Consider the following 25,459-nt stretch of genomic DNA (forward strand, 5'->3'; position numbering starts at 1 on the left):
GCTGCCATGACGTCTAATGCCAATCACGCCCAAATCGCATTAACATCGTTGATCGATGCTCAACATCGTCCATCTCAAGGTGCTGGCCGCGGTCGCGCGCTGCGGCTCGGTGACGGAGGCCGCCCGCGAGCTGCACTACTCCCAGCCGTCGGTGAGCCACCACCTGTCCCGCCTCGAGTCGGCCACCGGCGTCAAGCTCGTCCAGCGTGTCGGTCGTGGCATCCGGCTGACTCCCGAAGGGAAGCTCCTCGCCGCGCGTGCTGCCGAGATCCTCGGCCGGGTCGATGCCGCGACCAACGAGCTGGCCGCGCACGTCGGGTTGCAGGCGGGGCGCGTACGACTGGCCGCCAATGCCTCCACGCTGAGCACGATCGTGCCGCGCGCGGCGTTGTCCTTGGCCGAGAACCACCCGGGTCTCGAGCTGAGCCTGTTCGATCGGCATCCCGTCGAGGCCCTGGAGATGCTGCGGCACGGCGAGGTCGACGTCGCTCTCGTCTTCCGTCACGCAGGCGCTCCGCCCCTCGCGGAGGGAGCCCGCCTCGTCCATCTCGCCGACGACCCGATCTACCTCATCAGCGGGCAGGCCGACGACAGCCTCGCGAACCACCACGACTCCGGATGGATCGGCGGCTGCGACCGGTGTCAGGAGGAGCTGAGTGCGGTGTGCCGACGGCATGGCTTCAGCCCACGCATCGCCTCGTACAGCGACGACATCGTCGTCGTCCAGGCCCTCGTCGCCGCCGGCGCCGGTGTCACCACGCTGCCCGGCCTCGCACTCCAAGCCCACCGACGGCCCGACATCCACACCGCCGAGCTCGTCGGGTCCCAGCGCGAGGTGTACGCCGCCACGTACGGCGACCCGCCCGATCCGCCCGCCGTCACCGCCGTCCTGGCCGCACTCACCGACGCAGCGGCACAGGCGACAGCGCTCTGACATGAGCTCGCCGCCGACCGTACGCCCGGCGCGGGCGGCGGACGCCGCGCTGATGGCGCGCGTGAACGTACGGTCCTGGCGGGAGACGTACCGGGGCCTCATGGCCGACGACGTGCTCGACGACCCCGGCCTCGAGGCCACGCGCGAGCGGTTCTGGACGTCCGCCCTCACCGACCCGCGCTTTCGCGAGAACCGCGTGGCTGTCGCCGAGCGCGACGGCGAGCTGGTCGGCATCGCCATGTCAGGACCGCCGCTGGACGACGAGACGCCGTGGACACGACAGCTGTATGTGCTTTATGTTCACGCAGCCGACCACGGCACCGGCGCGGGCTCGGCGCTTCTCGACGCCGTCGTCGACCCCGACGAGCCGGTGGCGCTGTGGGTCGCCGACCCGAACCCTCGCGCCCAGGCGTTCTACCGCAAGCACGGCTTTGTGGCCGACGGGGCCAGCCAGGTCGATGACGGCGTGCGGGAGATCCGCATGGTCCGCAGCGCGAAGCCCAAGCATTAACCCGCTCGTGGCCGGATCCGGTCATAGTCGTTGACCGCACGCGTGCCGACCCCGAGTGTGTGGCGAGGGATTGAACCGTTTCATCCGAGGCGGAACTCCTGGCACGAAGGGTGTGGCGACGTGACGAAGAGACGAGCTCCAGGAATCGCGATCGCCGTGTTGACGGCGTTCACGCTGTCCCTCGGTGTCATGCAGGCGACAGCAGCTCCCCCGGCCCCGGCCGCCGGTGTCCCGCACGGCGCACACCCCCGCGGCATGCAGGTCGAGCGCCTGACCACAGAGCACGCCGTCGACCCCCTCGGCATCGACGTCGCGCACCCGCGGCTGAGCTGGATCCTGAGCTCGCCGGACCGCGGCGCCCGCCAGTCCGCGTACCAGGTCGTCGTGTCACGCGAGCGCGACGGCCGCCGTCCCGTGTGGGACAGCGGCAAGGTGCGCTCGACGCGGTCGTACGACGTCGCGTACGCAGGCCGCGCCCTGGAGTCGCGGACGCGCTACACGTGGCAGGTGCGTGTCTGGGACGAGAACGGCCGTGTCTCCGGGTGGAGCAAGCGGGCGACGTTCGAGACCGCCTTCGTCGACGACGCGGAGTTCGCCGGCGAGTGGATCGGCTCGCCGAACCGACGGCCCGAGGCATCGCTCGACGGGTCCGGCTGGATCTGGGGCGACGGCGCCGGAGCAAGCGGGAACGCGAGAGCCGGCGACCACTTCTTCCGTACCGAGGTCGAGATTCCTGCCGGAGCAGACATCGTCTCCGCACAGCTGCAGGTGACCGCCGACGACTACTTCGCCCTCTTCGTCAACGGCTCCGAGGCGCTCAGCTCGCCGACGCAGGGCGAGGCGTGGCGGACCGTGCGGGTCACTGATCTGGCCAGCGACCTTCACACCGGGAAGAACGTCCTCGCCGTCCGCGTGACCAACAGTGCCCAGGGCTTCGCCGGGCTGCTCGGCAAGCTGCGGATCGAGCTGGCCGACGGCACAGTGATCGACGCCGTCACCGACGACTCCTGGCGTGCGAGCGGAGCGACGACCCCCGGATGGGAGCAGCCGGGCTTCGATGACTCCGGCTGGTCCGCCGCGGTCGTCGGCGCCCCGTACGGGGGTGGTCCGTGGGGAAAGAACGTCAACGTCCCCTCGCCGCCGGAGGCTCTCGTACGCAAGGACTTCGACGTCGCCACGTCAGGCAAGAAGGCCAAGAAGATCGCCTCGGCCCGCGCCTACGTCACTGGGCTGGGCTACTACAAGCTCTTCCTGAACGGCCAGCGCGTCGGCGATCACGAGCTCGACCCCGGCTTCACCGTCTACGACAAGACGACCCTGTACGCCACGTACGACGTGACGAAGGCGCTGCGGTCCGGGGAGAACGTCCTCGGAGTGAGTCTGGGACGCGGCTACTTCGGCCAGACCTTCCCGGACGACTGGGCGGGTGAGCCGTGGCACGACGACACGAAGCTCAAGCTCGAGCTCGACATCGCGTACGTCGACGGGACGACGCAGCAGGTCGTGAGCGATCGCACCTGGAGCACGGCCGAGGGTCCCACGACGTCCGACTCGGTCTGGATGGGTGAGAGCTACGACGCCCGGCTCGAGCAGCCGGGATGGAACGCGCCGGGGTTCGACGACTCCTCGTGGCGGTCAGCGGTCGCCGTAGCCAGCCCCGGCAAGGACGTCGCGCTCCGCTCACAGCAGTTCCCCGCCATCGAGGTCACCGACCAGCTCGAGCACACCGCGACGAGCGTGCCGCGAACCGGGACCACCGTGTACGACTTCGCGAGTCCCACGGCCGGCTGGGCGAAGCTCACGGTGGACGGGCCCGCAGGCGCCACCGTCACGGTCAGCTACGGCGAGAAGCTCAAGGCGGACGGCACCGTCGACAGCAACCTCGGGTTCTTCGACGGGCAGACCTACCGCTACACGCTCAAGGGCGGCGGGCCGGAGTCGTACCAGCCGAGCTACAGCTATGCAGGCTTCCGGTACGTCCAGGTCACCGCACCCGAGGGCGTGACGATCCGCGGCGTGGACGGGATGCGTGTGCACACCGCGGTCGAGCGCACCGGTGGTTTCGGAAGCTCGGACAACCTCTTGAACCGCTACCACGAGGCGCAGGCGAACACGATCCTGAACAACCTGCACTCGATCCCCACGGACACGCCCATGTACGAGAAGCGTGCCTACACCGCGGACGCGTACCTCACCGCCGACTCCGCCATCGCCGGCTTCGACATGCAGAGCTTCTACGAGAGCTGGGTGCGCACGCATCGCGACGACCAGTTGCCCGACGGCACCTTCGGCGCCACGGTGCCCGGATCGGCGGGGTCGAAGGAGCAGTCCGTGGACCCGCTCTGGTCGTCGAGCTATGTGCTGATGACATGGAACCTGTACTGGTACTACGGCAACACCCGTGCGCTGGAGGACAACTACGCAGGCATGAAGAAGTGGCTGGACCACTACGAGGCGACGATCGGCGCGACCGGCAACGTCTACACCGGGTTCAGCTTCGGCGACTGGCTCGACCCGACCCCGGGCGCGGGAGCGGGTACGCGACTGCCGGCGACCGCCTACCTTCACAGGACCGCGACCCTCATGGCGAAGATCGCCACCGTGCTGGGCAAGAAGGCTGACGCGGCGCACTTCGAGACGTTCGCCGGCCAGGTCGCCGACGCCTTCAACGACACGTTCTACGACGAGGACCGCGGCACGTACGCCGACAACCCGTCCGCCGACTACCGACAGACCGCCAACGTGCTCCCGCTGGCGTTCGGCATCGTCCCCGAGGAGCACCGCGAGACGGTGCTGGCGAACCTCGTCAAGGACGTCGAGGTGCGCGGCAACCACCTCAGCACCGGCGCGATCGGCACCAAGGACTTGCTTCCGGTCCTCACCGACAGCGGCCACGGTGAGCTCGCGTACGACGTCGCCACGAACCCCACATATCCCGGGTGGGGCTACTGGTTCGAGGAGCTGGGCGCGACGACGATGTGGGAGGAGTGGCCGGCGCACTCACGCTCGCAGAACCACGCCTTCTTCGGCACCGTCGACGACTGGCTCTATCAGCAGGTCGCGGGCATCACGCCGGCCGCGCCCGGGTTCTCGAAGGTCAAGATCCAGCCCTCCCCCGTCGGCGACCTCGACCACGCGTCTGCGACGGTCGACTCGCCGCTCGGCCAGGTGACGTCGAGCTGGCAGCGCTCCCGCCACCAGCTCACACTCCGCGCGACGGTCCCGGTCGGCGCCACTGCCGAGATCCACGTCCCGGCCCGTCGGCGAAGTGATGTCACCGCGCCGCGCGGAGCCTCGTACGCGGGAGTCCGCGACGGCTACGTCGTGTACGAGGTCGGCTCGGGGGACTACGAGTTCCGCGCGAAGGCGCCGGACGACCCCCGGTGACACCCGCGCGCAAGCCCTGACACGATCTTGACGGACCGGGCGGGCGGGCTCGCACGCCCGCCAACAGGTACGGTCATCGTGGTCGCGAGAGGAGGCAGCCGATGGGGATCGTGGACAACGCCGTGTACGTCGAGGGCACGCGCAAGGTCGAGCCGCCGACCCTCGAGGACACGTACGAGCTGCTGCGTGACGAGCACGGGATGGGCTGGATCGGCCTCTACCGTCCGACCCGCGACGAGATCGAGTCCGTCGCCGAGGAGTTCTCGATCCACGAGCTCGCGGTGGAGGACACGATCCGGGCGCACCAGCGCCCGAAGCTCGAGCGCTACGGCGACGTCCTCTTCACGGTCCTGCGGCCGGCGCGCTATCTCGATGCCGAGGAGCGCGTCGAGTTCGGCGAGGTCCACGTCTTCACCGGCCCCGACTTCGTCGTCACCGTCCGGCACGCGGAGTCGCCCAACCTCGGACACGTCCGGCGCCGTCTCGAGTCCTCCCCCGACCTGCTCTGCCTCGGCCCCGAAGCCGTCCTGTACGCGATCTTCGACGAGGTCGTCGACGAGTACGGTCCGGTGGTCGCCGGCCTCGAGAACGACATCGACGAGATCGAGTACCAGGTGTTCGCCGGTGATCCGACCGTCTCGCGGCGCATCTACGAACTGTCGCGCGAGGTCATCGAGTTCCAGCGCGCGGCCCGTCCCCTCCTCGGCATGCTCGACGCGCTCCGCAGCGGCTTCGAGAAGTACGCCGTCGACGAGGAGCTCCGCCGCAACCTGCGCGACGTCGAGGACCACGTGATCCGGATCGTCGAGCGGATCGAAGGGTTCCGGGTTCTCCTCCAGAACATCCTCGCCGTCAACGCCACCCTCGTCGGCCAACGACAGAACGAGGAGATGCAGCGCCTCACCGAGGCCAGCTTCCGCCAGAACGAGGAGCTCAAGCGCATCTCGTCGTGGGCGGCGATCCTCTTCGCGCCCACGCTGGTCGGCACGATCTACGGGATGAACTTCGAGCGGATGCCGGAGCTCGGATGGGCGTTCGGCTATCCGTTCGCGATCGTGCTCATGGCCGCCGTCTGCGTGACGCTCTACGTCGTGTTCAAACGGCGCGGCTGGCTCTAGCGACGGGCCTCAGCGCTCGAGCTTCATCGACACCAGCTCAGTGAAGCCGACGCGTCGGGCGAAGCGCACCTTCTTACGCTTGTAGACCGTGAAGCCGAGCTTGGCGTACACGGCGAGCGCCGACGCATTGGTGTCCTTGATGTCCTCGAGCACGAACTCGCGATAACCGGGCAGCGCCAGCAGGTGACGCAGCAGCGCGGTCGCGACACCCCTCCCCTGGTATGCCGGCTCGGTGGCAACGAACCCGATCTCGGCCAGTCCGGGCCGTGCTCCCTCGAACGGACGCATGAACCAGCGCTGGATCACCACATAGCCGAGCAGCCCCCGTACGAGTCCGAGGTGGCGACGGATCTGCGACCACTGCGGCGCGAAGAGCGTCTGGTCGCCCTCGGTGAACGAGGCGATGCCCGCAGGCTCACCCTCGACGAGCGCGACATAGAACCGCTCGATCAGCAGCATGTGCTCGAACGCGTCGGCCAGCGTGTCGGTGTCGCGCGAGAACGCGACGAAGTCGTCGGCGAAGCTGCGGACGTACACCTCGGTGATGCGGCGCCGGTATTCCTCGCCGAGCTCGTCGCCCCGCTTGACCACGACCGTCGTCTCGCCCATGCCCCGCCCGCTTCGCTCGCCACCCGTACGGGCCGACCCTATCCACACGCGGCCGGCACTCCAGCGGTGGTTTGCGCCGTGCCAGGTCAGGACGGCAGCGTGCGGGTCTCCACGAGCATCCGCGCCACCGCGCGCAGCTTGAGGTTGTGCTGCTGGGAGTAGCGCCGCAGCACCTCGAAGGCCCGCGGCTCGTCCAGGCCGTATCGCTCCATGAGGATGCCCTGGGCCTGCCCGATGAGCTTGCGCGCGTCGAGCGCGATCTCGAGGTTCTCCTCGCGCTCGGCACGAAACAACGCGATTGCGGCGTGACGCGCGAAGATGTGGGCGAACGCCACGTCATCGTCGTCGAAGAACCGCGTGTCCTCCGAGTAGAGGGTGACCACGCCGATCCGGCGGGAGCTCGGCGCGAGGCTCACGCCGAGGAGGCTCGCGACGCCGAGGTCCGTGACCGCCTTCGTCCAGCGCGGCCATCGCCGCTCTCGCCGTAGGTCGCCCAAACGGAGGGTCTCGTCCCAGTCGTCGCTGCGGGCCGGTCCTTCGCCGAGCGCGACCTGCAGCTCGTCGGCCTTCTTGATGAGGTCGTCGGTGGCAGAGACGGTGTCGAGCCGGCCACCGCCGCGGATCATCGTCACGCCGCCGCGATCCATCTCGACGGTCTCGCACAAGCGCGTGATGATCTGCTCGGCCGTCTGCTCCGCGGAGTCAGCGGCGTGGAGGTCTTCGACCAGGTCCGCGAGCTCGTGATGATCGAGCACCTCGTCCGTCATCTGACACCCCCGCTCACGCCGTGGGGCGCGCGTCTGCACCCGTCAGGATTTTACGCCCGGGTTGCGTTCCGGCGACAGCGATGAGGTTCCGCCGCCCGGTCGGTCAGTCTCTTCAGACGGACCCGCCGACTGCGAGGAGAGCACCATGACCGCGACCTACACCTTCGACGTCGTGTCCACCATCGACGGCTTCGGCTCGTACGGAGGGGGCGGCGACTGGGGCGGGTACTGGGGCAAGCAGGGCCCCGAGTTCCTCGACCACCGCCTCGCGCAGTACGAGGCGGAGCAGCGGATGGTCCTCGGCGCCCACACCTATCGGGAGTTCGTCGAGCTCCTGGGCGCGAGCACCGACGAGCTCGACCCGATCAATGCCCGGATGGTGAACCTCCCGACGACGGTGGTCTCGACGACCCTCCAGGGACCGCTCGACTGGCCGAACGCGGCCGTCGTGAGCGGCGACGCCGTCGACGTCGTCGCGCGGCTCAAAGAGGAGTCCGACGTGCCGTTGCGCTCGCATGGCAGCCTGTCGATGAACCGCGCGCTGATGGCGGCCGGTCTCGTCGACCGCGTCCAGGTGACGCTCTTCCCGGTGATCAGCGGTCAGACCGGGACGGACCCGATCTTCGCAGGATCGGCCGACTTCGACCTCGAGCTGCTCGAGAGCTGGACGTTCGACGGCCACACCCAAGAGCTCACCTACCGTCCGACCGTGCACGGCTGATTCCGTCACTCCCCTCTGCCAGCATCGGGGGCATGTTCGAGAAGCGCCGCCTGCCCACTCGTACGCCCGAGTCCCGCGCGTTCGCCGAGCGCGTCCAGGTCGCCATGGAACTCACGTCGCGGCTCAACGTCCTCCCGCACGGTGACGTCGACGCACGCATCGCTCTGCTGAGCGAGATCTTCGGCCAGCCCCTGCCGGAGTCGCTCACGATCTATCCGCCGTTCTTCTGCGACTACGGCCTCGGCGCGACGTTCGGGGAGCGCGTCTTCATCAACCAGGGGTGCTACTTCCTGGACTTCGGCGGCATCACGATCGGCGACCGCGTCCTGATCGGCCCCAACGTCACACTCAGCACCTCCGGGCATCCCGTTGAGGTCGCCGAGCGGTTCGACTACCTGACTCACGCCCCCATCGTCATCGAGGACGACGTCTGGATCGGCGCCGGCGCGACGGTCGCACCCGGCGTGACGATCGGCCACGGATCGGTCGTCGGCGCGGGCACCGTCGTCGCGAAGGATGTCCCGCCGCTGAGCGTCGTCACCGGTGCCGGCGCGATCCAGAGGAACGCCGTCCAGCCGTCCTAGGACTGACCGCCGCCCGGTCGCCCCGCGCCTTCGACCAGATCGGGGATGGTCCTCCGTACGAGGTCGATCAGCGCCTCGCACAGCAGCCGCTCGAGCTGCTCTCGTGTCAGCTCGGCCCCGCGCAACCAGCGACGCGTGACGACCGTCGCGTACGCCGAGTAGCCGTGCAGCGCGACCCGCACCACCGGGTCTTCTCGTACGACGTGCAGGCCGGCGATCTCGCAGATCTGGTCGGCCATGGCCTCGGTGTACTCGCTCACCAGCGCCTGGACCTGCTCGTCCTGCGACTCCCCCGTCAACGCCGACGCCGACAGCCACGTCTCACGGCTGCGCAGCACCATCCCGACCCACTCGTGGACGCTCTGCGCGATGCGTTCCTCCGGCCGCGCCCCCTCCACGTACGCGGGGGTCGGGAGGCGCGGCGCCTGGAGCAGCTTCGCGACGACGGCGACGTAGAGGTCGCGCTTGGTCGGGAAGTAGTGGTTGAGCAGTCCTCTACTCACGCCGCATGCACCGGCAAGCTCGCCCGTCGACACGTCGTCGTACGGGCGCTCGGCGAACACGCGGCCGGCGGCGCTGACGATCTGCTCGCGCCGTACGTCCGGCGGGAGTCGGCGACGCGTAGATCCCATGCCGGAATCTTGCCGTACACCTCGCTCGACCGGGGCAAAGAGTGCAGATCGGACGATCGACCTCGTTCCCTCTAGCCATCCCCGTCCTCCTCTATTAATATGACGCAAGTCACTATTGGCAAACTGCCGATAGCCTCCGCCTGGCTGTCGCGAGGACTCGACGAGGAGCACGAAATGGCAGACCTCAGCAGGAGAAACCTCTTACGGGCGGGAGGAGCCCTCGGTGCGCTCGGCGCCTTCACGGTCGCCGCCCCCGCCAAGGCGTGGACGTGGTCCTCGGCGGGCTCGATCGCCGGCACGGGCACCGGTCGCGACCCGCGCTACGTGTGGGACGACCTGGCGGATCCCGTGCTCGCCTCGCTCCTCGAGCGCGGCGGTGTCCCCGCCGTGAACGACGTGCTCCGTTCGTGGACGAAGAACGGTCAGACCGTCCCCTCCGGTCTCCCCGCCGACGTCGCAGCACTGGTCAACCAGACCCGCACGCTTCCCGCGTGGGCGGACCAGCGCAAGCTCGACCTCGCGTACCAGTTCACTCGCAAGCGCGGGCTCTACCTGGGCGTCCTGTACGGCATGAACAGCGGCATGATGAGCGCCGCCATCCCGCGCGAGGCACGCGCCGTCTACTACTCCAAAGGCGGCGCCGACCTGACGGACCGCATCGCCAAGACCGCGAAGCTCGGGTACGACATCGGCGACTACCACGCGTACCGGCCGGACGGCGAGATGGTCGTGACCTGTGTGAAGACCAGGCTCACGCACGCCGCCGTTCGCCATCTACTCCCCCAGTCCCCGCACTGGGTGGCCTCGGCCGACGAAGAGATCCCGATCAGCCAGTTCGACATCATGGTGACGTGGCACAGCCTCGCCTCGTCAGTCTGGCAGAAGCTCATGGACTGGAACATCCGGATCCCCAAGGCCGAGGCTGACGCCTACCTCCACATCTGGCAGGTGACGGCGTCGATGCTCGGCGTCCTCGACGAGTACATCCCCGCATCCTGGGACGAGGCGCTGGCCCAGCGTGAACAGGTCCTGGTGCCGCTCCTCGGTCCGACCCCGGAGGGCGTCAAGCTCGCGGAGATGCTGACGAACCTGGGAGACCGCATCGACTTCACCCTGGTCACGAAGCCCGCGTTCGAGTCGGTCACCCGATACATGCTCGGCGACCAGGTCACCGACTGGCTCGGGATCGACCGCAACCCGATCCTCGACGCGACCGTCGCCGCCGCCTGGATCCCGTTCGTCCGGCTGCGCGAGCTCGGCCTCCCGCTGCTCGGGGTGCCGTCGATCTACTTCGTGTTCGAGGAGCTGATCCGGAAGTTCGCGCTCTTCTACCTCGAGCCCGGGCAGCAGATCAACATCGACATCCCGACGATGAACAACCCGAACTACCCGTCCTGAGAGCGAGGAGCCGAGCCATGCGCGACCTCAGCAGACGCCAGAGTCCGTTCTGACGCGCCGACATGACAGACGAGATTAACGAGCCCGACGGCATCGGACGTCGGAGTTTCCTCGGGTACGTGCTGGCATCGGCGACCCTCGTCACCGGCGCCCGCCTGGCCCTCCCCGGTGAGGCCGAGGCCGCAGCCCTGCCGCAGCTGACGGACTTCCTCGACCTCAACGACATGATGACGGTGGCGGCGCTGCCGACGTCGCACCTCATCACCGTCGAGGTACGCCCCGACGGCACTGTGGCGTTCTCCCTCCCCCGGGCCGAGGTGGGCCAGGGCATCACCACCTCGACGGCCATGCTCATCGCCGAGGAGCTGGACGTCGGTCTCGACCGGATCCGCGTCACGCTCGCCGACGCCCGGCCGGAGCTCCTCTTCAACCAGCTCACCGGAGCCTCCAACACGACGATCGCCACGTTCACGCCGATCCGCGTCGCCGCGGCGATCGCGCGGCTCCGCCTGCTCGCCGCGGCCGCGACCGAGCTCGGCCGTCCGGCAGCCGACCTCACACTGAAGAACGGCGTCGTCACCGCTCCCGGTGGCGCATCCCTCGACATCGGTGCGCTCGCGGCGAAGGCGGCCAGCTCCCGCGTCGAGACCGTACGGGTCACGCTCAAGCCCAGCGACGACTTCACCGTGATCGGCACGCCCCGAACGCGCGTCGACGCGCTGGCTGCCGTGACCGGACGCAAGCAGTTCGCGATGGACCTGCAGGTCCCCGGCGCACTGCCGACGATGGTATGCCGGCCCCCGACGCTCAACGGCACCGTACGGTCGGTCGCCAACCTCGCCGCGGTGCGCGCCATGCCCGGCGTCACCGACGTGGTGCCGATCGCGACCGGCGTCGCCGTACGCGCCGAGACGTTCGGCCAGTGCATCGACGCGGTGCGAGCGTTGGAGGTCTCGTGGGGTCGGGGCACCGCTGAGGGCAAGTCGGACGACGACGTGCTCGCCGAGCTGCGGCGGGCCGAGCTCCCGATGGGACTGCCGCCCCTCACGCCGACGATCGACACCAGGTTCACGTTCGCGTTCCGCAGCAACAGCGCACTGGAGACGAACTGTGCCATCGCCGACGTGCGCGGTGGACGGGCCGAGATCTGGTCGTCGCTCAAGTCGCCGATCATCGCGCGGCAGACCCTCGCGCTCACGCTCAAGATCCCCGCCAGCGCCGTCACCGTGCACGTCACCGAGGGCGGCGGCTCGTTCGGCCGCAAGCTCTTCTTCGACGCCGCGCTCGAGGCCGCCGAGGTCTCGCAGAAGATCGGCAAGCCGGTGAAGCTGATGTGGCACCGCGCCGACGACAGCCGCCAAGGGCGCACCCACCCGATGGCGACCTCACGCGTGCGCGCGAACTACCTCGGCAGCTCCGTGCTCGGCTTCAAGCAGGTCCACACCAGCGTCGCCACCGACCTCGGCCACGGCCTGGGCGAGCTCATCACCGCGACGGTCGCGGGGCTGCCGGTGGGCGATTCGGCGTTCTCGCAGGTGTTCTTCCAGCTCTCGCAGACGATGCCGTACGACTTCGGGGTCGTCAGCCGGGTCCTGAACGAGACCGACCGCGGGTTCAACACCGGCAGCATGCGCAACGTCTACTCCCCCGACGTGACGTGCGCACGCGAGCTCGTCGTGGACCAGCTGGCGGCACGGATGCGCAAGGACCCCTACCAGTTCCGCCGGTCGATGCTGCGGACCGATCGAGCGCGCGCCGTCCTCGACAAGGTCGCCCAGGTCGGCAGCTGGGGACGGACGATGCCGGCCGGCACGGCGCAGGGCATCGCGCTCCACGACGAGTACCGCTCGGTCAGCGCCGTGCTCGTCGAGCTCGACTGCCGTCCCGAGACTGTCGGACGGCAGATCAGGGACGCCGTCGCCGGTCCTCGCGTCACCAAGGCCGTGATCGCGGTCGACGCCGGCCTCGCGGTGAACCCGCGCGGCCTCGAGGCGCAGATGATGGGGTGCCTGATGGACGGAATCGCCCTCGCCCTGACCTCCAGCCTCCACCTCCGCGACGGGTCGTTCCTCGAGGCCAGCTGGGACAACTACTTCTATACACGGCAGTGGAACACGCCCCCCGAGATCAAGATCGTCATCATGCCGACCACCACCGGCGAGCCCGGAGGTGCGGGCGAGCTCGGCGTCGCCGCGTCGTTCGCCGCCGTCGCCTGCGCGTACGGGAGAGCGACAGGGACCATGCCGACGTCGTTCCCGATCAACCATTCGACGCTCTCGTTCACCCCCAAGCCCACCGTTCCTCCGATCCCGCAGTCGCCCACCGACGGACTGACGTTCGTCCGCTGACGCACCGCATTCCCCCACGAGACCAAGGAGAACCACCGTGCCCCAGCACACCTTCGTGCTCAACGGCCGACAGGTCAGCGTCGACGTCGCTGACGGCGTGCGACTGCTGTGGGTCCTGCGTGACGTCCTGGGTGTCACTGGCCCGAAGTACGGCTGCGGGATCAACGTGTGCAAGGCATGCACGAGCCACCTCAACGGCAAGGCGTTCAACCCGTGCGCTGTCCCGGTGGACGCGCTCTCGCCGAGCGACGAGGTGACAACGATCGAGGGGCTCCCCGACACGATCGGCGCCGAGCTCCACCCCATGCAGGAGGCGTGGCTCGCGCACGACGTCGCGCAGTGCGGCTTCTGCCAGCCGGGCCAGATCATGGCCGCCGTCGACCTCGTACGCCGTGTCGCCGCCGAGGGTCGCAGCGTCACCGACGACGACCTCGACAGCATCCGCAACATCTGTCGCTGCGGTACCTACCCCCGCATCCGGGAGGCGATCCGTACCGGCGCAGCGCGCATGTGAGTGTCGGACTGCGCGACCTCCGGCGGCCTTAGCCTGATCCCATGGTGAGCCTGGCCGCAGACGGCCGTTTCGAGACGTTCGGCTCGCAGCACCTCGCAGCGCTGGGTGTGTTCGCGGTTGGCCTCATCGCCGTGGTGTGGGTCGGGTGGCACGTACGGGGCACGGCCACCGAGACGCGGGTGAGCCGGGCGCTCGCAGTGGGCATCTGCGCGGTGACCATCCCGCTGCAGATCATGCAGTTCCTCCCGGACGAGTGGAACCCCCGTACCTCGCTCCCCTTCCAGCTCTGCGACCTCGCGTGGCTCTTCGCCGTGCACGCGCTCTGGACGCGCTCGCGCCTGACCGCCACCGTCACCTACTTGTGGGGCATCACGCTCACGACCCAGGGGATGCTGACCCCCGACCTCGCCGCGGCCTGGCCCGAGCCGCGCTTCCTCATGTTCTGGGCGATGCACCTCCTCATCGTCTGGGCGGCGGTCTATCTCGTGGTGGGCCTCGGGGTCTGGCCGACGTGGGCGACCTATCGGCGCACGGTCGCGATCACGCTCGTCTGGGCAGTGCTCGCCTTCATCTACAACGCGATCGCCGGGGTCAACTACGGCTATCTCAACGCGAAGCCTGGCCGGGCCTCGCTGCTCGACTATCTCGGGCCGTGGCCGTTGTACGTGGTCCTCGAGATCGTGATCGTCGCCACCGTCTGGGCGCTGCTGACCTGGCCGTGGACCCGCCGCGAGGCCAAGGCCACCGTCGCCGCTTAGCGCTCGTTCCGAAGGCCCTTGCATCGTCCCCACCCGCGGCCGGATCCGGCGACGGTCGCGCACCGGGTCGAGCCCGAAGACCGCGACCTCTCCGGCAGTCGGCTCTGCCAGCCCCTCCAGCAGGTCGAACGTCGAGGTCGAGCGACCGGACGGCCTCGAACGCGGTGTCCCCTTCGCCGTAGACGCGCCGCAGCCCTCGTACCTCGATCACGGGAGCCCGGTCAGCGGGCCTGGTCGCACTCCGTTCGTGGTTCATGCCTCCAGCCTCGTGGCGTACGGGCGCGGGCAGTAGTGCCGGCCGTCATGAAGGCGTGTGGATCCTCCACGGCCCGGGGATGACGAATGTCACGCGAACGCGGCGACCGTTCGATGGGAGCGATGAGTTCGACCCGGCCCGCAGGTCGACACCACGACCTGATCAACCGTCCCGAGGAGTGCACGATGACTGCCACCTACACCTTCGACGTCTTCTCGAGCCTCGACGGTTTCGGCACCGCCAGCGGCGGCGACTGGGGCGGCTACTGGGGCAAGCAAGGCCCCGAGCTGCTCGACCACCGTCTCGCCTCGTACGACGAGGAGCAGCGGATGGTCTTCGGGGCCAATACGTACCGGGCGTTCGTCCAGCTGCTGGGTTCGGGCACCGAGGAGTCGGTGTACGACGCCTGGGTCACCCGGATGATGAGCTTGCCGACGACGGTCGTGTCGTCCACCCTGCGAGGACCGCTCGACTGGCCGGACGCCACCCTTGCGGCTGGTGATGCCGTCGACGTCGTCGCCCGGCTCAAGGAGGCGTCCGACGTGCCGTTGCGCTCGCACGGAAGCCTGTCGATGAACCGTGCCCTCATGGCCGCTGGCCTGGTCGACCGCGTCGAAGTGACGGTGTTCCCTGTGATCACCGGGCAGTCCGGAACCGACCCGATCTTCGCCGGAGCGGCCGACTTCGACCTCGACCTGCTCGAGAGCCGGACCCTTGACGGCCGCATCCAAGAGCTCGTCTACCGGCCCACCCTGCACGGCTGAGCAGTGTGGAGCATCAACGAAGCGCTTGACCAGCAGGGCTATTCCAGTGCCAGAATAGGTGCGTGGATCGAGGCCTCGTCCACGTGCGCGACGCCCCGGCCGCGCGAAGTCACGGCGCGTCTTCCACACGACGGACCTCGGCCGAGAGAGCGCGGCACGCAACGCCCTCGCGTTCCTCACCGAGCTCCGGACGGTGCCGCACCCGTTCCTTCTCGGCGTGGCCAACCTGCCGCTGCTCAACGAGCGCCAGTACGGCGCGGCGCTCCGTACCCGGCTCACCCGTCGAGGTACTCTCCGTGCCTCCTGGAGGCGGAAAGGCAGTGGCTCGCCAGCCGAGTCCAGGTGCTCGATGATCCGCACGACCGACAAGACCGACATCAAGAAGAGCCTTGACGCCTACCAGGCCAAGAGAGGCGTTTTCAGACTCCTGGACGTGCCCGACATGCAATATCTGATGGTCGACGGACACGGCGATCCCAACACCTCACCGGCGTACGCCGACGCGCTCGCCGCGCTGTATCCCGTGGCGTACGCCGTGAAGTTCGCGAGCAAGAAGGACCTCGGACGTGACTACGTCGTTCCGCCGCTGGAGGGCCTGTGGTGGGCCGAGGACATGGACGCCTTCACCACGACGCGCGACAAGTCGCAGTGGGACTGGACCTTGATGATCATGACCCGGACTGGATCGACCAGTCCATGGTCGACGCGGCCGTCGCCCGCACCGCAGCCAAAGCCCGGCCGGTCCGGCTCGACGAGCTGCGCCTCGCACCGCTGTCCGAGGGACGGTGCGTGCAGACGCTGCACGTCGGCTCCTTCGACGACGAGGCCGAGGTGCTGGCGCGGATGCATGACGAGTTCGTCCCCGACCACGGCCTGCGGATGACCGGCAAGCACCACGAGATCTACCTCAGCGACGCACGCAGGGTCGCCCCCGCCAAGCTGCGCACGATCCTCAGGCAGCCGGTGTCCCTCGCGCGGTCAGTGGCTGACGACCCCGCGACGTGACTGCAGGCGGGGCGCGATCCAGCGGTCCGAAAACCAGCCGGTGACTGTCGAGTAGACCGCCTTGTGGAAGAAGTCGGCCCGACGCTCGGTGCTCTCCCAGGTCGAGGGCGGGGCACCCACGCCCGTCGCGTTCTCGACCACCCCGCGCAGCGCACCGAGCGTGGCCCTGTCCCTCAGTGCATCGCGTGGTTCCAGACCGGCGCCCGTCAGGGCGGCCCGACCGAGCAGGCCCGCCCTGTCGCGGTCCTTGCCCGCCCTCACGGGCGACGGCCCGGTGGACCCGTCGCCGCTCGACGCGGCGCGATCATGCGCGAGCCCATCACCCCCAGCACGACCATCACGACGCCGAGGCCGAGGTGGAGCCAGTTGTCCGCGTCATTGACCGGGATGAAGTTCGCCGCGTGGTCGTGGTCGATGATCAGCCCGTAGAGCCACAGGAGGAGATAGACCACGCCGCCGCCGATCAGGTACGGCACAGCGGTCCTCGCGGCCCGTGCCGCCCATAGCCCGACGACGCCGAACAGGAGGTGGACGATGTTGTGCAGGATCGAGACCTCGAAGATCCCGAGGAGCTTCGCATCGCTCTCGTGTCCGGCGAAGGTCATCGTGTCGTAGTTCGTCGTGATGCCAGGGATGAAGCCGAGGATCCCGACCAGGAGGAAGACCGCTCCCACGACCATCGTGAGGGTGCGCACGGTCTTCTCCTTCGCGGCGAGATCGCTGTCGTGGCCGCGGCTGGCTGCTGCTGAGTCGTCCATGGGAGACTCCCTTCGTCTCCGGACCGGTACCCGTCCCCGGCGTCCTCACGCACGAGGGGCAGGAGGCAGCCTCGGGATGAGCGCCGTTGCCGCCGCCACGGCGACGCGCGCGGCGGCCTCGTCCTCCGCGGTGGCGACGACGCCGAACACCATGCGGTGGGCGAGCAGGAGGTCTGCCGTCGTCAGCTCGGGGTCGACGCGACCCGCAGCGCGCGCACGGTCGAGGGCCGGTTCGAGCAGAGCGACCAAGCGCTCGGCGCCGTCGTAGTCGGCGGTGGCACGACGGGCGTCCACGAACATCTCGACGAACGCGGCATCGGTGATGGTCAGGTCCAGCAGCCGCGCCCACAGCTCCTCGAGCGCGCCTGCGTCGTCGCGCGACGAGACCTCTCGCAGCTCGACGAAGTTCTCCTCGAACACCGCGAAGCCGAGGGCGAGACGGTTGGGGAAATGGCGGTAGAGCACACCCTGGCCGACCCCGGCCTCCTTGGCGATCTTGTACAGCGGAGCGTGATAGCCCTGCTCGGCGAAGACGCGCCGCGCCGCCGCCAGGATCGCCGCCCGGTTCTCGCCGGCCGCAGCAGGGCCGCGGTTGATCTGACGGCGCGGGGAAGGCATGCTGGGATCCTACTCCGGACAAGATTGTCCGGTAGCCCGTACAGGAGGCCTCCATGCCCGCGAACTCCCGTCCCGCGTCCTCGTACGACCACACTTACGACGTCGTTGTCGTCGGGTCCGGAGCCGCGGGGTTGTCGACCGCGATGGCAGCCGCCGACTCCGGGCTGAGCGTCGTGGTGCTGGAAAGCACCGACAAGTGGGGCGGCAACACGGCGATGTCGGGCGGCGGGATGTGGCTGCCGAACAACCCGCTGATGAAGCGTGACGACGTCGGCGACTCCCGAGTGGAGGCGCTGGCCTACCTCGAGGCCACCGTCGGGGAGCCGGGAGCCGCCAGCAACAGGGCCCGCAAGGAGGCATTCGTCGACGGCGTCGAGGACTTCGTCCTGACGGCCGAGAAGTACGGCGTGGAGCTGGTGCGCGCACCGGACTATGCCGACTACTACCCCGAGAAGCCGGGCGGCAAGATCGGTCGCGCTGTCGAGGTCAAGCCGTTCGACGTCAAGCGCATCGGCTCGTGGTGGGAGACCTGCCAGGCCCCGGTGGCCCTGCCGGTGAAGACCGACGACGTCTGGCTGTTGGGACGGGCATGGTCGACCCCGGCCGGATTCCGGCGCGGCGCCGAGCTCGTGGTCCGCGCCGCGGGAGGGGTCCTGCGCGGCAAGAAGCTCGCCGGCATCGGCGCTGCCTTCGCCGCCTCCTTCGTCGACGTGGTCGTGCAGAAGCAGAAGACTCCGCTGTGGCTGAACGCGCCGCTCGAGGACCTGATCATGGACGAAGGACACGTGGTCGGCGTCCGCGTCACCCGCGACGGCGAGCCCCTCACGATCGAGGCACGCCGCGGCGTCATGCTCGCTGGCGGCGGGTTCGACCAGAACAAGCAGATGCGACGCGAGCTGCAGGGGATCGAGGGCAACCCGTCCGGCGCACCTGGCAACCTCGGTCGCCCGATCGAGATCGCCTACAAGGCCGGCGCGGCGCTCGAGCTGATGGACGACGCCTGGTGGGGTGCGTCGATCGCGCCCGTCGACGGACACGGCGCGGCATTCATCGTCGGCGAGCGGTCGTTCCCGTACTCGATCATCGTCGACGGCAAGGGCGAGCGGTTCGCCAACGAGTCGGAGTCGTACGTCGACCTCGGGCACCACATGCTCGAGCACGACAAGGACGGACCGTACTGGTTCATCGCCGACACCCGGCACGCACGCCGTTATCTGCGGACGTACGCCATGGACCCGCGCCTCAACAAGAAGATGACCGAGGCAGGGATCATGGTGAAGGCCGACTCGCTCGCCGAGCTCGCCGGCAAGATCGGCGTCGACCCCACGCGTCTCGACGCGACGGTCGACCGCTTCAACGGTTTCGCCAAGGCGGGCGTCGACGGCGACTACGGCCGTGGCAACTCCGCGTACGACCGCTACTACGGCGACCCGCTCGTTCGCCCAAACCCGTGCCTGGGCCCGCTGGAGAAGGGCCCGTTCACGGCGTTCAAGGTGGTGATCGGCGACCTCGGCACCAAGGGCGGTGTCGTCACCGACGCCGATGCGCGCGTCCTGCGCGAGGACGGCTCGGTCATCGAGGGCCTGTACGCCGCGGGCAACAACTCTGCCGCCGTGATGGGGCGCACCTACCCTGGTCCCGGGTCGACCATCGGACCCGCAGCGGTGTTCGGCTTCCGCGGCGCGCGCCACATGGCAGCCTCGCGCTGAAAGGACGCGCCGCCGCGGACCGAGGTCCTCGGCAGCGTGTCAGTCACCGGTCTTCGTCACGCCGAACATCAGCACCCGACGATCGATGTCGTAGAACACGTTGGTCGTGTTGGTGAGGACGTCCTGAAGGTTGTCGGCGTCGTCCGCACTGACCGTCAGGACTTCCTCCCATGCGCCCTCGTCGAGCACCAGCTGAAGCGTCCAGAGGCCGTCCTCTCCGGCGCCGCCAGCAGCCCAGCTGAACTGGTAGTGCGTGACCTGGCGCACTCGCAGGCTGTCGTCGGTCACTCGTGTGCCACCGCTGTTCGCGGCCTTCTTCCTAGGGGGCATCGCCCTACTCCTCTTCCTCCCGCCCCGGCGCCCTATCGCGCCGTTGCTCCAGGAAGAAGCGGTACCCGGGCCTGCGGGACCTAAGCCCACACCTTGGGTCGCAGCCACTCTCCCCATGCGTCCGCACCACGATTACGATGACGGGATGCCACGCCGACAAGATCCTGACGACTGGTTCGCCGAGCTGGCGCGGTCCTTGCGGGACCAGGGCGACGAGACCGACACACTCGACCAGGCCCTCAAGCTGGCGGTTGAGACGATAGAGGGCTGCGACGACGCTGCGATAAGCCTGATCCGCCGTGGCGGACGGATCGAGACCATCAACTCCACCGGGCCGCGAGCGCGAGAGGCCGACCACCTGCAGTACAAGATCGGTACGGGCCCGTGTCTCGACACGATCCACGACCACGAGACCACGCTGGTCCGCGACCTTTCGCAGGAGGACCGATGGCCGCGATGGAGCGAGCAGGTCAACCGCGACCTGGGGTTCGGCAGCGTCCTGTGCTTCCAGCTCTTCACCACCGCCGACGACTACGGCGCGCTGAACCTGTACGCCGACAAGGTCGACGCCTTCGACGACTCTGACCAGGTCGTCGGTGCTGCCATGGCCGCACACATCGCCGTGGCCGTCGACTCCTCACGGCAGATCGACCAGCTCGGCCGGTCGGTGCGCACGCGCACCGTCATCGGCCAGGCGATGGGCATCGTCATGGAGCGGTACGACCTCGACGCCACGCGGGCCTTCCGCTTTCTTCAGCGTGTCTCGAGCATCACCAACACTCGGCTCCTCGCCGTTTCCGAGCACATCGTGGCGACCCGGCAGATCCCCCAGCCTGACAACACCTAGCCCGCCGACGACTCCGCGCGGCGGCGATGTCACAAGGGACAGCCCGGGCGTCCGTTTTCTCGACCCGCCCGGGCCTGATGCTCGACCGTTGGCGCCCACGGCCAAGCAGTGCTCGTCCGGTGCCCCACTGTGCCCGGTCCTAACGGCAGGAACGTGCCCAATGGGCCGGTGGGAGGCATCGCGCCTGCCCCCCAACCGGCCCAGAGCATGAGTCAGAATCTCCCGAACGGCCGCGGGCTCGCGTACCCGAACGTGTCGCCGGCGCTGAACGCGTTGACGCCGAACGTCGAGTTGAGCGCACCAGCAGCAGTGCCCGTCAAGGTCAGCTTGACCAGGCCCAGCCCTGGGCGGTTCGAACGGCGGATCTTGAACAGGTCGACGCGCCCCACGTTGCCGACGGAGCCGGAGACCTTGCCGCTGACCCGCTGGCGGCCGAGATCGATGGTGAACTTCCTCAGCGAGATCGTGGCGGATCCTGCCGTGAGGCTGATCCCGCCGCTGTGCTTGATCTGCACCTTCTTGAGCGAGTAGCCGGTGATCGGGAACCGGGCCGCGAGCGTGCCCTTGTAGGCGAACGCTTTCGCCCCACCGATTGCCGCGGGCGTGATCCCTGCGCCTGCGATGAGCGAGTAGACGGCCGGATCGACGACGACCTGCGTGTAGCCGACCTTCGCCCGCCGCTGCTCCTGTGCCTGTGCCGGGGCTCCGACCCCGATGGCGACCAACCCCACGACCGCAAGGAACGCGGTGAGGACCTTGATGAACGTACGTTTCGACATGCGAACAATCCCTCCATCTGGTGGCGACCAGATACCTGGTCTCTGTGTTCTTCGGTCGCTGACCCCGTTCGGTTGCCGGGGGCAGGCGTCATCTCGCAGGTTCGTCGGCCGCTCTCAAGATCTCTCCCAGCCGTCGCTTCCCTCGGAAGGCACGCGCTTTGACCGTCCCCATGGGGACCTGGAGGCGCGCGGCGATCTCTCGCAGCGGGAGGTCGTCGAAGTACGCCAGCTCGAGGACCGCGCGTTCATGCCCGGGCAACCTCGCGACGGCGGACCGGACGAGCGCGGCATCCGCGAGCCGGTTTACGGTGTCCCTTCCGTCTTCTCCTGCGAGCTCACGCAGCGCTTCGAGGTCGACGACCCCATGCCTGCGAGCCCGCAGCGCATCGATCGCACGGTGATGAGCGATCGTGAAGAGCCACCCGGTGAACCGCTGGCTCGGGTCGTACCCCGACGCTCCCCGCCACACGTCGAGGAAGGTGCGCTGCATCACGTCCTCTGCCTCGTGCCTGCCGACATATCTGGTCACGTAGGCGAGCACGACAGGGGCGTACGTCTCGTAGGCCTCGCGGAGGGCGGCCTCGTCCCTCCGGGTGATGCGCACGCCGAACGTCTGCTCACCGGGATCGAGAAGGTCCATGCGGGTGCTTCGCGGCCGACGCTGGCCTGGATGGCCGAACGGGACAATTTTCGGGCATCAGGTGGGCGGCCCGTACGTCAGAAGGTCAGGAGGACCTTCGTCGCTCGTCGCTCGTCCATCGCCCTGTAGGCCTCAGCAGCATCCGCGAGAGGCAGGGCGAGATCGAAGACCCTGCCGGGATCGATCGTACGGTCCCAGATCAGCTGGATGAGCTCAGGGAGGAACCGGCGCACCGGGGCGGGCCCGCCGTGCAGGTGCACGCTGGTGAAGAACAGCTCCGTGCCGTCGAGCTCCACGCCGTGGGAGACACCGACGTTTCCAACGTACCCGCCGGGGCGCGTCGCGCGGATCGCCTGCCACATCGCCTCCTGAGAGCCGACAGCCTCGACCGCCCCGTGAGCCCCGTACCCGGCGGTGAGCTCGACCACCTTCGCCGCGCCCTCCTCGCCGCGTTCCTCGAGGATGTCGGTCGCGCCGAACTCGCGAGCCAGGGCCTGGCGTGCGGGGTGCCGACTGAAGGCGATGATGCGCTCGGCGCCGAGATGCTTCGCCGCGAGCACCGCCGAGAGACCGACCGCACCGTCGCCGACGACGGCGATGGTCTTGCCCGGACCGGCCTCGGCGGCGACCGCCCCGTACCAGCCGGTCCCGAGCACGTCGGACGCGGCGAGCAGCGACGGGATCAGATCGTCATCCGGCTGTCCGGGGGTCGCGACGAGCGTGCCGTCGGCCAGCGGGACGCGCGCCCGCTCTGCCTGCGTCCCGAGCGCGCCCATCATCACCTGGTGGATGCAGCGGGACTGGTAGCCGGCCTGGCAGATCTCGCACGTGTTGTCGGAAGCGACGAACGAGCCGACGACGAAGTCGCCGACCTTGACGTTCTTCACGTCCGACCCGATCTGCTCGACCACCCCGACGTACTCGTGCCCCATCGCCGCCGGTGACGCGGCCATCGGCTCGACGCCGCGGTACGGCCACAGGTCTGACCCGCACACACAAGTCGCGGTCAATCGCAAGATCGCGTCCGTCGGCTCGACGATCTGCGGGTCGTCTCGCTCCTCCGTACGGACGTCGCCGGGGGCGTACATCATGACTCCACGCATGTCGGTAACCTCCTCACCGCCACTCTCCCCGCCCTCGCACCGACGCGCTCGGCGGACGGGTCCGTCGTGCTCAGTCCAGGTAGCGCCGTGCGACCACGGCCTGCTGGTCCGCCGGACGGCCACGCTGCATCGTCCACGCCAGCCGCACGAGCAGGCCGTGCGACCAGACCAGCGGCGTCGCCGCACGGGTGCCCTCCCCGGCCGTACAGCATGGCCGTCCGGTCGGTGGCCGACCGTCCCACACCTGTTCGGAGATCATGTCGCCACCGTTGGCTGACGCCGCGATCGTGGCGAGGTACGAGGACGCGTCGCGCCCTGCCGCCACCTCCTGCTCTCCGCGCTCGCCGGTGAGGATCGGCCAACCGCGACCGAGGGTCGTGAAGGTGCCTGGCTCGGTGATCTCCCACTGGCCGCCGTCGCGCGTCTCTCCGTAGCCGTCGAGGCTGAACCGCCGCCAGAACGGTCCGTTCGGGGTCTGCACCTTCAGCTCCTGGTCGACCACGGCCAGCGAGGAGGCGATCACCGGGTCGTCGGCGGGCAGGATCCCCCACCGTGCGAGAGCGAGGAAGCTGGGGTCGACCACGCGGCGCTGGTCGATCTGCACGGGCCCGCCGTCGCCCATCTGGTATGGCGAAGCGGTGTTGGGCAGGCCGTTCTTCGTCAGCCGCAGGAAGTACGGGTTCGTCGAGAGCGGACCGTTGGTGGTGACGGTCCAGCCCTTCGCCTGCGCCGCCCAGCTGTCGGCGAGCCTCAGCCAGCGCTGCGCGGACGCCGGGTCACCGTTCGTGCGGGCGATGTCAGCGGCGCACACGAGACCCGCGATCTGCGCGGCGATCGAGTTCGGCGAGTAGCCGGACTGGTTCTCCCAGCGTTCCTGGGGCGAGTACGGGGCGGGGCGCCCCGTCTCCTCGTCGCGGAAGCGCTCGAGGAAGGTCGCGGCACGTTTCACGCCCTCGTACGTCCGGCGGTCGGTCTTGCCGGTAAGCCTCGCGAGCACGATCGGCAGTGCCACCTCGTCGAGCTGCAGCTCCGACCACACAGGGGTGCCCTGCACGTCGGAGTTCTGCGGGAAGGACCCGTCAGGCCTCTGCTGGACACGGAACAGCCAGTCGACGATCCGCCGTGCGGCGGCCTCGTCGCCCATGGCCCACATCGCGCTGCCGAACTCGTACGAGTCGCGCGACCAGACCAGGTGATAGGCGCCGGACGGCGACGACAGGTCCGGCACCTCGTCGCCCCACACCCACGGCGCGGACGGCGAGGCGACGACGGCGCCGGGGTTGCGCTTGTCCTCGGCAGCCGCGAGCACGAGCGCCGACGCGAGGTACTGGCGCCTGACCGGGGCCGCGGCCGCCGGCACCCGCTTCAGGCCGGCGAGGTAGCGGTGCCAGCCTCGGTCGTACCGGCGCTGCAGCGACGACCAACCGGCACGCGCGCTCGACGCGGCGGTCGCACGCGCGTCGGACACACCTCGTCCGAAGCCGAGCGTCAGCGTCGCGCGCTGCCGACCGGGCAGCCCGTCGACGCGACTCACGCGTGCGGTCTGGACGACGTTGCCGGGACCGGCCGATCGGTGACGTCGATCGAGCCTGTGGTCGTCGCGCAGGTCTGGCCACCCGTCGCTGGCCAGCCCGGCGTAGCCGTTGCTGCTCGCTCCGAGCCGCGGCTGCGCACGCAACGCGGTGGCGACCTGACCGTCGGAGGCCACGAGCGTCTGGCCGACCGTACGGGCGCGGTCGTCCATGCCGCCGTTGTTCAGCGCCGGGTCGTGCCGGACGAAGAGCCGGTAGCGGCGACCGTCCAGCGACTGCAGCCGCACACGGACCACGAGCGCGGCACGACGTGGGTCGGTCACGACCTGCTTGACGACGCGATAGCGCCCGGGACGGCCGCCGACCTGGCGGAACCGCAGGCTGCGCGCATCAGGACGGGCGGTGGCCGGGCGCATGTCGACGGCCTCGCGGTCGGTGAACGTGGCACCGTCGGTGACGGCGAGCTCGAGGCTGCGCACGCTGGGCGTCGACAGGTCCGGATAGAACACCTCGCTCACCCGGCCACGCTGCAGCGTGAACCACACGTTGCTGCGTCGGTCGCGCGCGGTGCCGAAGCCGGTCTTGTCGGCCTCGGTCCAGGTGCTCTTGACTCCCGGACCACCGGGTGCGGGAACACCGGGTGCCGCGGCGGCCGACGGGCTGGCGAGCAGCGAGGCACCGAGCAGCAGTGCTGCGGTGGGCGCCAGAGCGGCGCGAGGATGCGGGATCGGGCGGTGTGCGGACATGAGGGACCTCCGTAACGCTGCCCGACTGGTTCCCCTCGACCGGTTTCACAAACCACGAGCCTCGATTGCGTCGAGGTCGCGGAGGGCAAGG

At 69.2% G+C, this 25,459-nt stretch carries 25 protein-coding genes; 14 read left to right on the forward strand and 11 right to left on the reverse strand.

All coding sequences use genetic code 11. From position 1 onward, the window contains the following. Positions 1-55 precede the first annotated feature (55 nt). From HCT63_RS11140 to corA, 4 genes are all read left to right on the forward strand, one after another. Positions 56-934, forward strand: coding sequence for a LysR family transcriptional regulator (locus HCT63_RS11140; RefSeq protein ID WP_167004184.1), 879 nt, complete (start codon positions 56-58; stop codon positions 932-934). 1 nt (position 935) lies between these two features. Further along, a complete protein-coding gene (locus HCT63_RS11145; RefSeq protein WP_208322381.1) occupies positions 936-1,445 on the forward strand; it encodes a GNAT family N-acetyltransferase in 510 nt (169 codons plus the stop codon). Between the two features lie 120 nt (positions 1,446-1,565). Next, a complete protein-coding gene (locus tag HCT63_RS11150) occupies positions 1,566-4,832 on the forward strand; it encodes a family 78 glycoside hydrolase catalytic domain (RefSeq protein WP_208322382.1) in 3,267 nt (1,088 codons plus the stop codon). A 101-nt stretch (positions 4,833-4,933) separates the two neighbouring features. Continuing rightward, a complete protein-coding gene (gene corA, locus HCT63_RS11155; protein ID WP_167004187.1) occupies positions 4,934-5,950 on the forward strand; it encodes a magnesium/cobalt transporter CorA in 1,017 nt (338 codons plus the stop codon). A 9-nt stretch (positions 5,951-5,959) separates the two neighbouring features. Here corA and HCT63_RS11160 read toward each other — a convergent pair whose 3' ends face one another. Together HCT63_RS11160 and HCT63_RS11165 are read right to left on the reverse strand one after the other, a co-directional pair. After that, complete coding sequence (locus HCT63_RS11160; RefSeq protein WP_167004190.1) at positions 5,960-6,559, reverse strand: GNAT family N-acetyltransferase; 600 nt, start codon at positions 6,557-6,559, stop codon at positions 5,960-5,962. An 86-nt stretch (positions 6,560-6,645) separates the two neighbouring features. Further along, positions 6,646-7,326, reverse strand: coding sequence for a GAF and ANTAR domain-containing protein (locus HCT63_RS11165; protein ID WP_167004193.1), 681 nt, complete (start codon positions 7,324-7,326; stop codon positions 6,646-6,648). A 145-nt stretch (positions 7,327-7,471) separates the two neighbouring features. On the opposite strand from HCT63_RS11165, the gene HCT63_RS11170 reads away from it, so the two are divergent. Together HCT63_RS11170 and HCT63_RS11175 are read left to right on the forward strand one after the other, a co-directional pair. After that, complete coding sequence (locus HCT63_RS11170) at positions 7,472-8,047, forward strand: dihydrofolate reductase family protein (RefSeq protein ID WP_167004196.1); 576 nt, start codon at positions 7,472-7,474, stop codon at positions 8,045-8,047. A gap of 32 nt (positions 8,048-8,079) precedes the next feature. Next, complete coding sequence (locus HCT63_RS11175) at positions 8,080-8,631, forward strand: sugar O-acetyltransferase (RefSeq protein ID WP_167004199.1); 552 nt, start codon at positions 8,080-8,082, stop codon at positions 8,629-8,631. On the opposite strand, the gene HCT63_RS11180 is transcribed toward HCT63_RS11175, so the two are convergent. Beyond that, complete coding sequence (locus tag HCT63_RS11180; protein WP_167004202.1) at positions 8,628-9,263, reverse strand: TetR/AcrR family transcriptional regulator; 636 nt, start codon at positions 9,261-9,263, stop codon at positions 8,628-8,630. The genes HCT63_RS11175 and HCT63_RS11180 overlap by 4 nt on opposite strands. 174 nt (positions 9,264-9,437) lie before the next feature. On the opposite strand from HCT63_RS11180, the gene HCT63_RS11185 reads away from it, so the two are divergent. The 6 genes from HCT63_RS11185 to HCT63_RS20460 all read left to right on the forward strand — a co-directional run bounded on the left by HCT63_RS11185 (position 9,438) and on the right by HCT63_RS20460 (position 16,306). Beyond that, positions 9,438-10,661, forward strand: a complete 1,224-nt coding sequence (locus tag HCT63_RS11185) for an oxygenase MpaB family protein (protein WP_167004205.1) — start codon at positions 9,438-9,440, stop codon at positions 10,659-10,661. 62 nt (positions 10,662-10,723) lie between these two features. Continuing rightward, positions 10,724-13,009 (forward strand): molybdopterin cofactor-binding domain-containing protein, encoded by a 2,286-nt coding sequence (locus tag HCT63_RS11190; protein ID WP_167004208.1) that lies wholly within the window; start codon positions 10,724-10,726, stop codon positions 13,007-13,009. 37 nt (positions 13,010-13,046) lie between these two features. Next, complete coding sequence (locus HCT63_RS11195; RefSeq protein ID WP_167004211.1) at positions 13,047-13,523, forward strand: (2Fe-2S)-binding protein; 477 nt, start codon at positions 13,047-13,049, stop codon at positions 13,521-13,523. Between the two features lie 41 nt (positions 13,524-13,564). After that, positions 13,565-14,281 carry a TIGR02206 family membrane protein gene (locus HCT63_RS11200; protein ID WP_167004215.1) on the forward strand — a complete coding sequence of 239 codons (717 nt, stop codon included), beginning with the start codon at positions 13,565-13,567 and terminating at the stop codon, positions 14,279-14,281. A gap of 441 nt (positions 14,282-14,722) precedes the next feature. Next, a complete protein-coding gene (locus HCT63_RS11205) occupies positions 14,723-15,301 on the forward strand; it encodes a dihydrofolate reductase family protein (RefSeq protein WP_167004218.1) in 579 nt (192 codons plus the stop codon). Positions 15,302-15,949: 648 nt separating this feature from the next. Beyond that, a complete protein-coding gene (locus HCT63_RS20460) occupies positions 15,950-16,306 on the forward strand; it encodes a GyrI-like domain-containing protein (RefSeq protein WP_243842990.1) in 357 nt (118 codons plus the stop codon). Here the strand turns inward: HCT63_RS20460 and HCT63_RS11215 are convergent. Genes HCT63_RS11215 through HCT63_RS11225 form a run of 3 tightly spaced genes read right to left on the reverse strand, consistent with a single transcriptional unit; the run spans position 16,280 to position 17,682 of the window. Continuing rightward, positions 16,280-16,567, reverse strand: coding sequence for a hypothetical protein (locus HCT63_RS11215; protein ID WP_167004221.1), 288 nt, complete (start codon positions 16,565-16,567; stop codon positions 16,280-16,282). The genes HCT63_RS20460 and HCT63_RS11215 overlap by 27 nt on opposite strands. After that, positions 16,564-17,064, reverse strand: a complete 501-nt coding sequence (locus HCT63_RS11220; protein ID WP_167004222.1) for a DUF4383 domain-containing protein — start codon at positions 17,062-17,064, stop codon at positions 16,564-16,566. Before HCT63_RS11220 ends, HCT63_RS11215 begins: the two co-directional genes overlap by 4 nt. 45 nt (positions 17,065-17,109) lie before the next feature. Next, entirely contained in the window at positions 17,110-17,682 is a 573-nt protein-coding gene (locus tag HCT63_RS11225) for a TetR/AcrR family transcriptional regulator (protein WP_167004225.1), read from the reverse strand. A gap of 53 nt (positions 17,683-17,735) precedes the next feature. Here HCT63_RS11225 and HCT63_RS11230 point away from each other — a divergent pair, with 53 nt between their 5' ends. Further along, on the forward strand, positions 17,736-19,391 hold the full coding sequence (locus tag HCT63_RS11230; protein ID WP_167004228.1) for an FAD-dependent oxidoreductase: 1,656 nt from the start codon (positions 17,736-17,738) through the stop codon (positions 19,389-19,391). Positions 19,392-19,430: 39 nt separating this feature from the next. On the opposite strand, the gene HCT63_RS11235 is transcribed toward HCT63_RS11230, so the two are convergent. Then, positions 19,431-19,721 carry a hypothetical protein gene (locus HCT63_RS11235; RefSeq protein ID WP_167004232.1) on the reverse strand — a complete coding sequence of 97 codons (291 nt, stop codon included), beginning with the start codon at positions 19,719-19,721 and terminating at the stop codon, positions 19,431-19,433. A gap of 145 nt (positions 19,722-19,866) precedes the next feature. On the opposite strand from HCT63_RS11235, the gene HCT63_RS11240 reads away from it, so the two are divergent. Next, positions 19,867-20,568, forward strand: coding sequence for a GAF and ANTAR domain-containing protein (locus HCT63_RS11240; protein ID WP_167004234.1), 702 nt, complete (start codon positions 19,867-19,869; stop codon positions 20,566-20,568). 212 nt (positions 20,569-20,780) lie between these two features. Here HCT63_RS11240 and HCT63_RS11245 read toward each other — a convergent pair whose 3' ends face one another. The 4 genes from HCT63_RS11245 to HCT63_RS11260 form a co-directional block, all read right to left on the reverse strand. After that, positions 20,781-21,347: a hypothetical protein gene (locus HCT63_RS11245; protein ID WP_167004237.1), complete on the reverse strand. Its 567-nt coding sequence runs from the start codon at positions 21,345-21,347 to the stop codon at positions 20,781-20,783. 88 nt (positions 21,348-21,435) lie between these two features. Further along, the gene (locus HCT63_RS11250; RefSeq protein WP_167004239.1) at positions 21,436-21,987 is read right to left on the reverse strand and encodes a sigma-70 family RNA polymerase sigma factor; all 552 of its coding nucleotides are present in this window, start codon (positions 21,985-21,987) and stop codon (positions 21,436-21,438) included. A 77-nt stretch (positions 21,988-22,064) separates the two neighbouring features. After that, entirely contained in the window at positions 22,065-23,090 is a 1,026-nt protein-coding gene (locus HCT63_RS11255) for a zinc-dependent alcohol dehydrogenase family protein (RefSeq protein ID WP_167004241.1), read from the reverse strand. Between the two features lie 70 nt (positions 23,091-23,160). Further along, entirely contained in the window at positions 23,161-25,368 is a 2,208-nt protein-coding gene (locus tag HCT63_RS11260; protein ID WP_167004244.1) for a glycoside hydrolase family 15 protein, read from the reverse strand. Positions 25,369-25,459 lie beyond the last annotated feature (91 nt).

The organism is Mumia sp. ZJ430, from assembly GCF_011751845.1.
In the GTDB taxonomy this organism is placed as follows: Bacteria; Actinomycetota; Actinomycetes; order Propionibacteriales; family Nocardioidaceae; genus Mumia.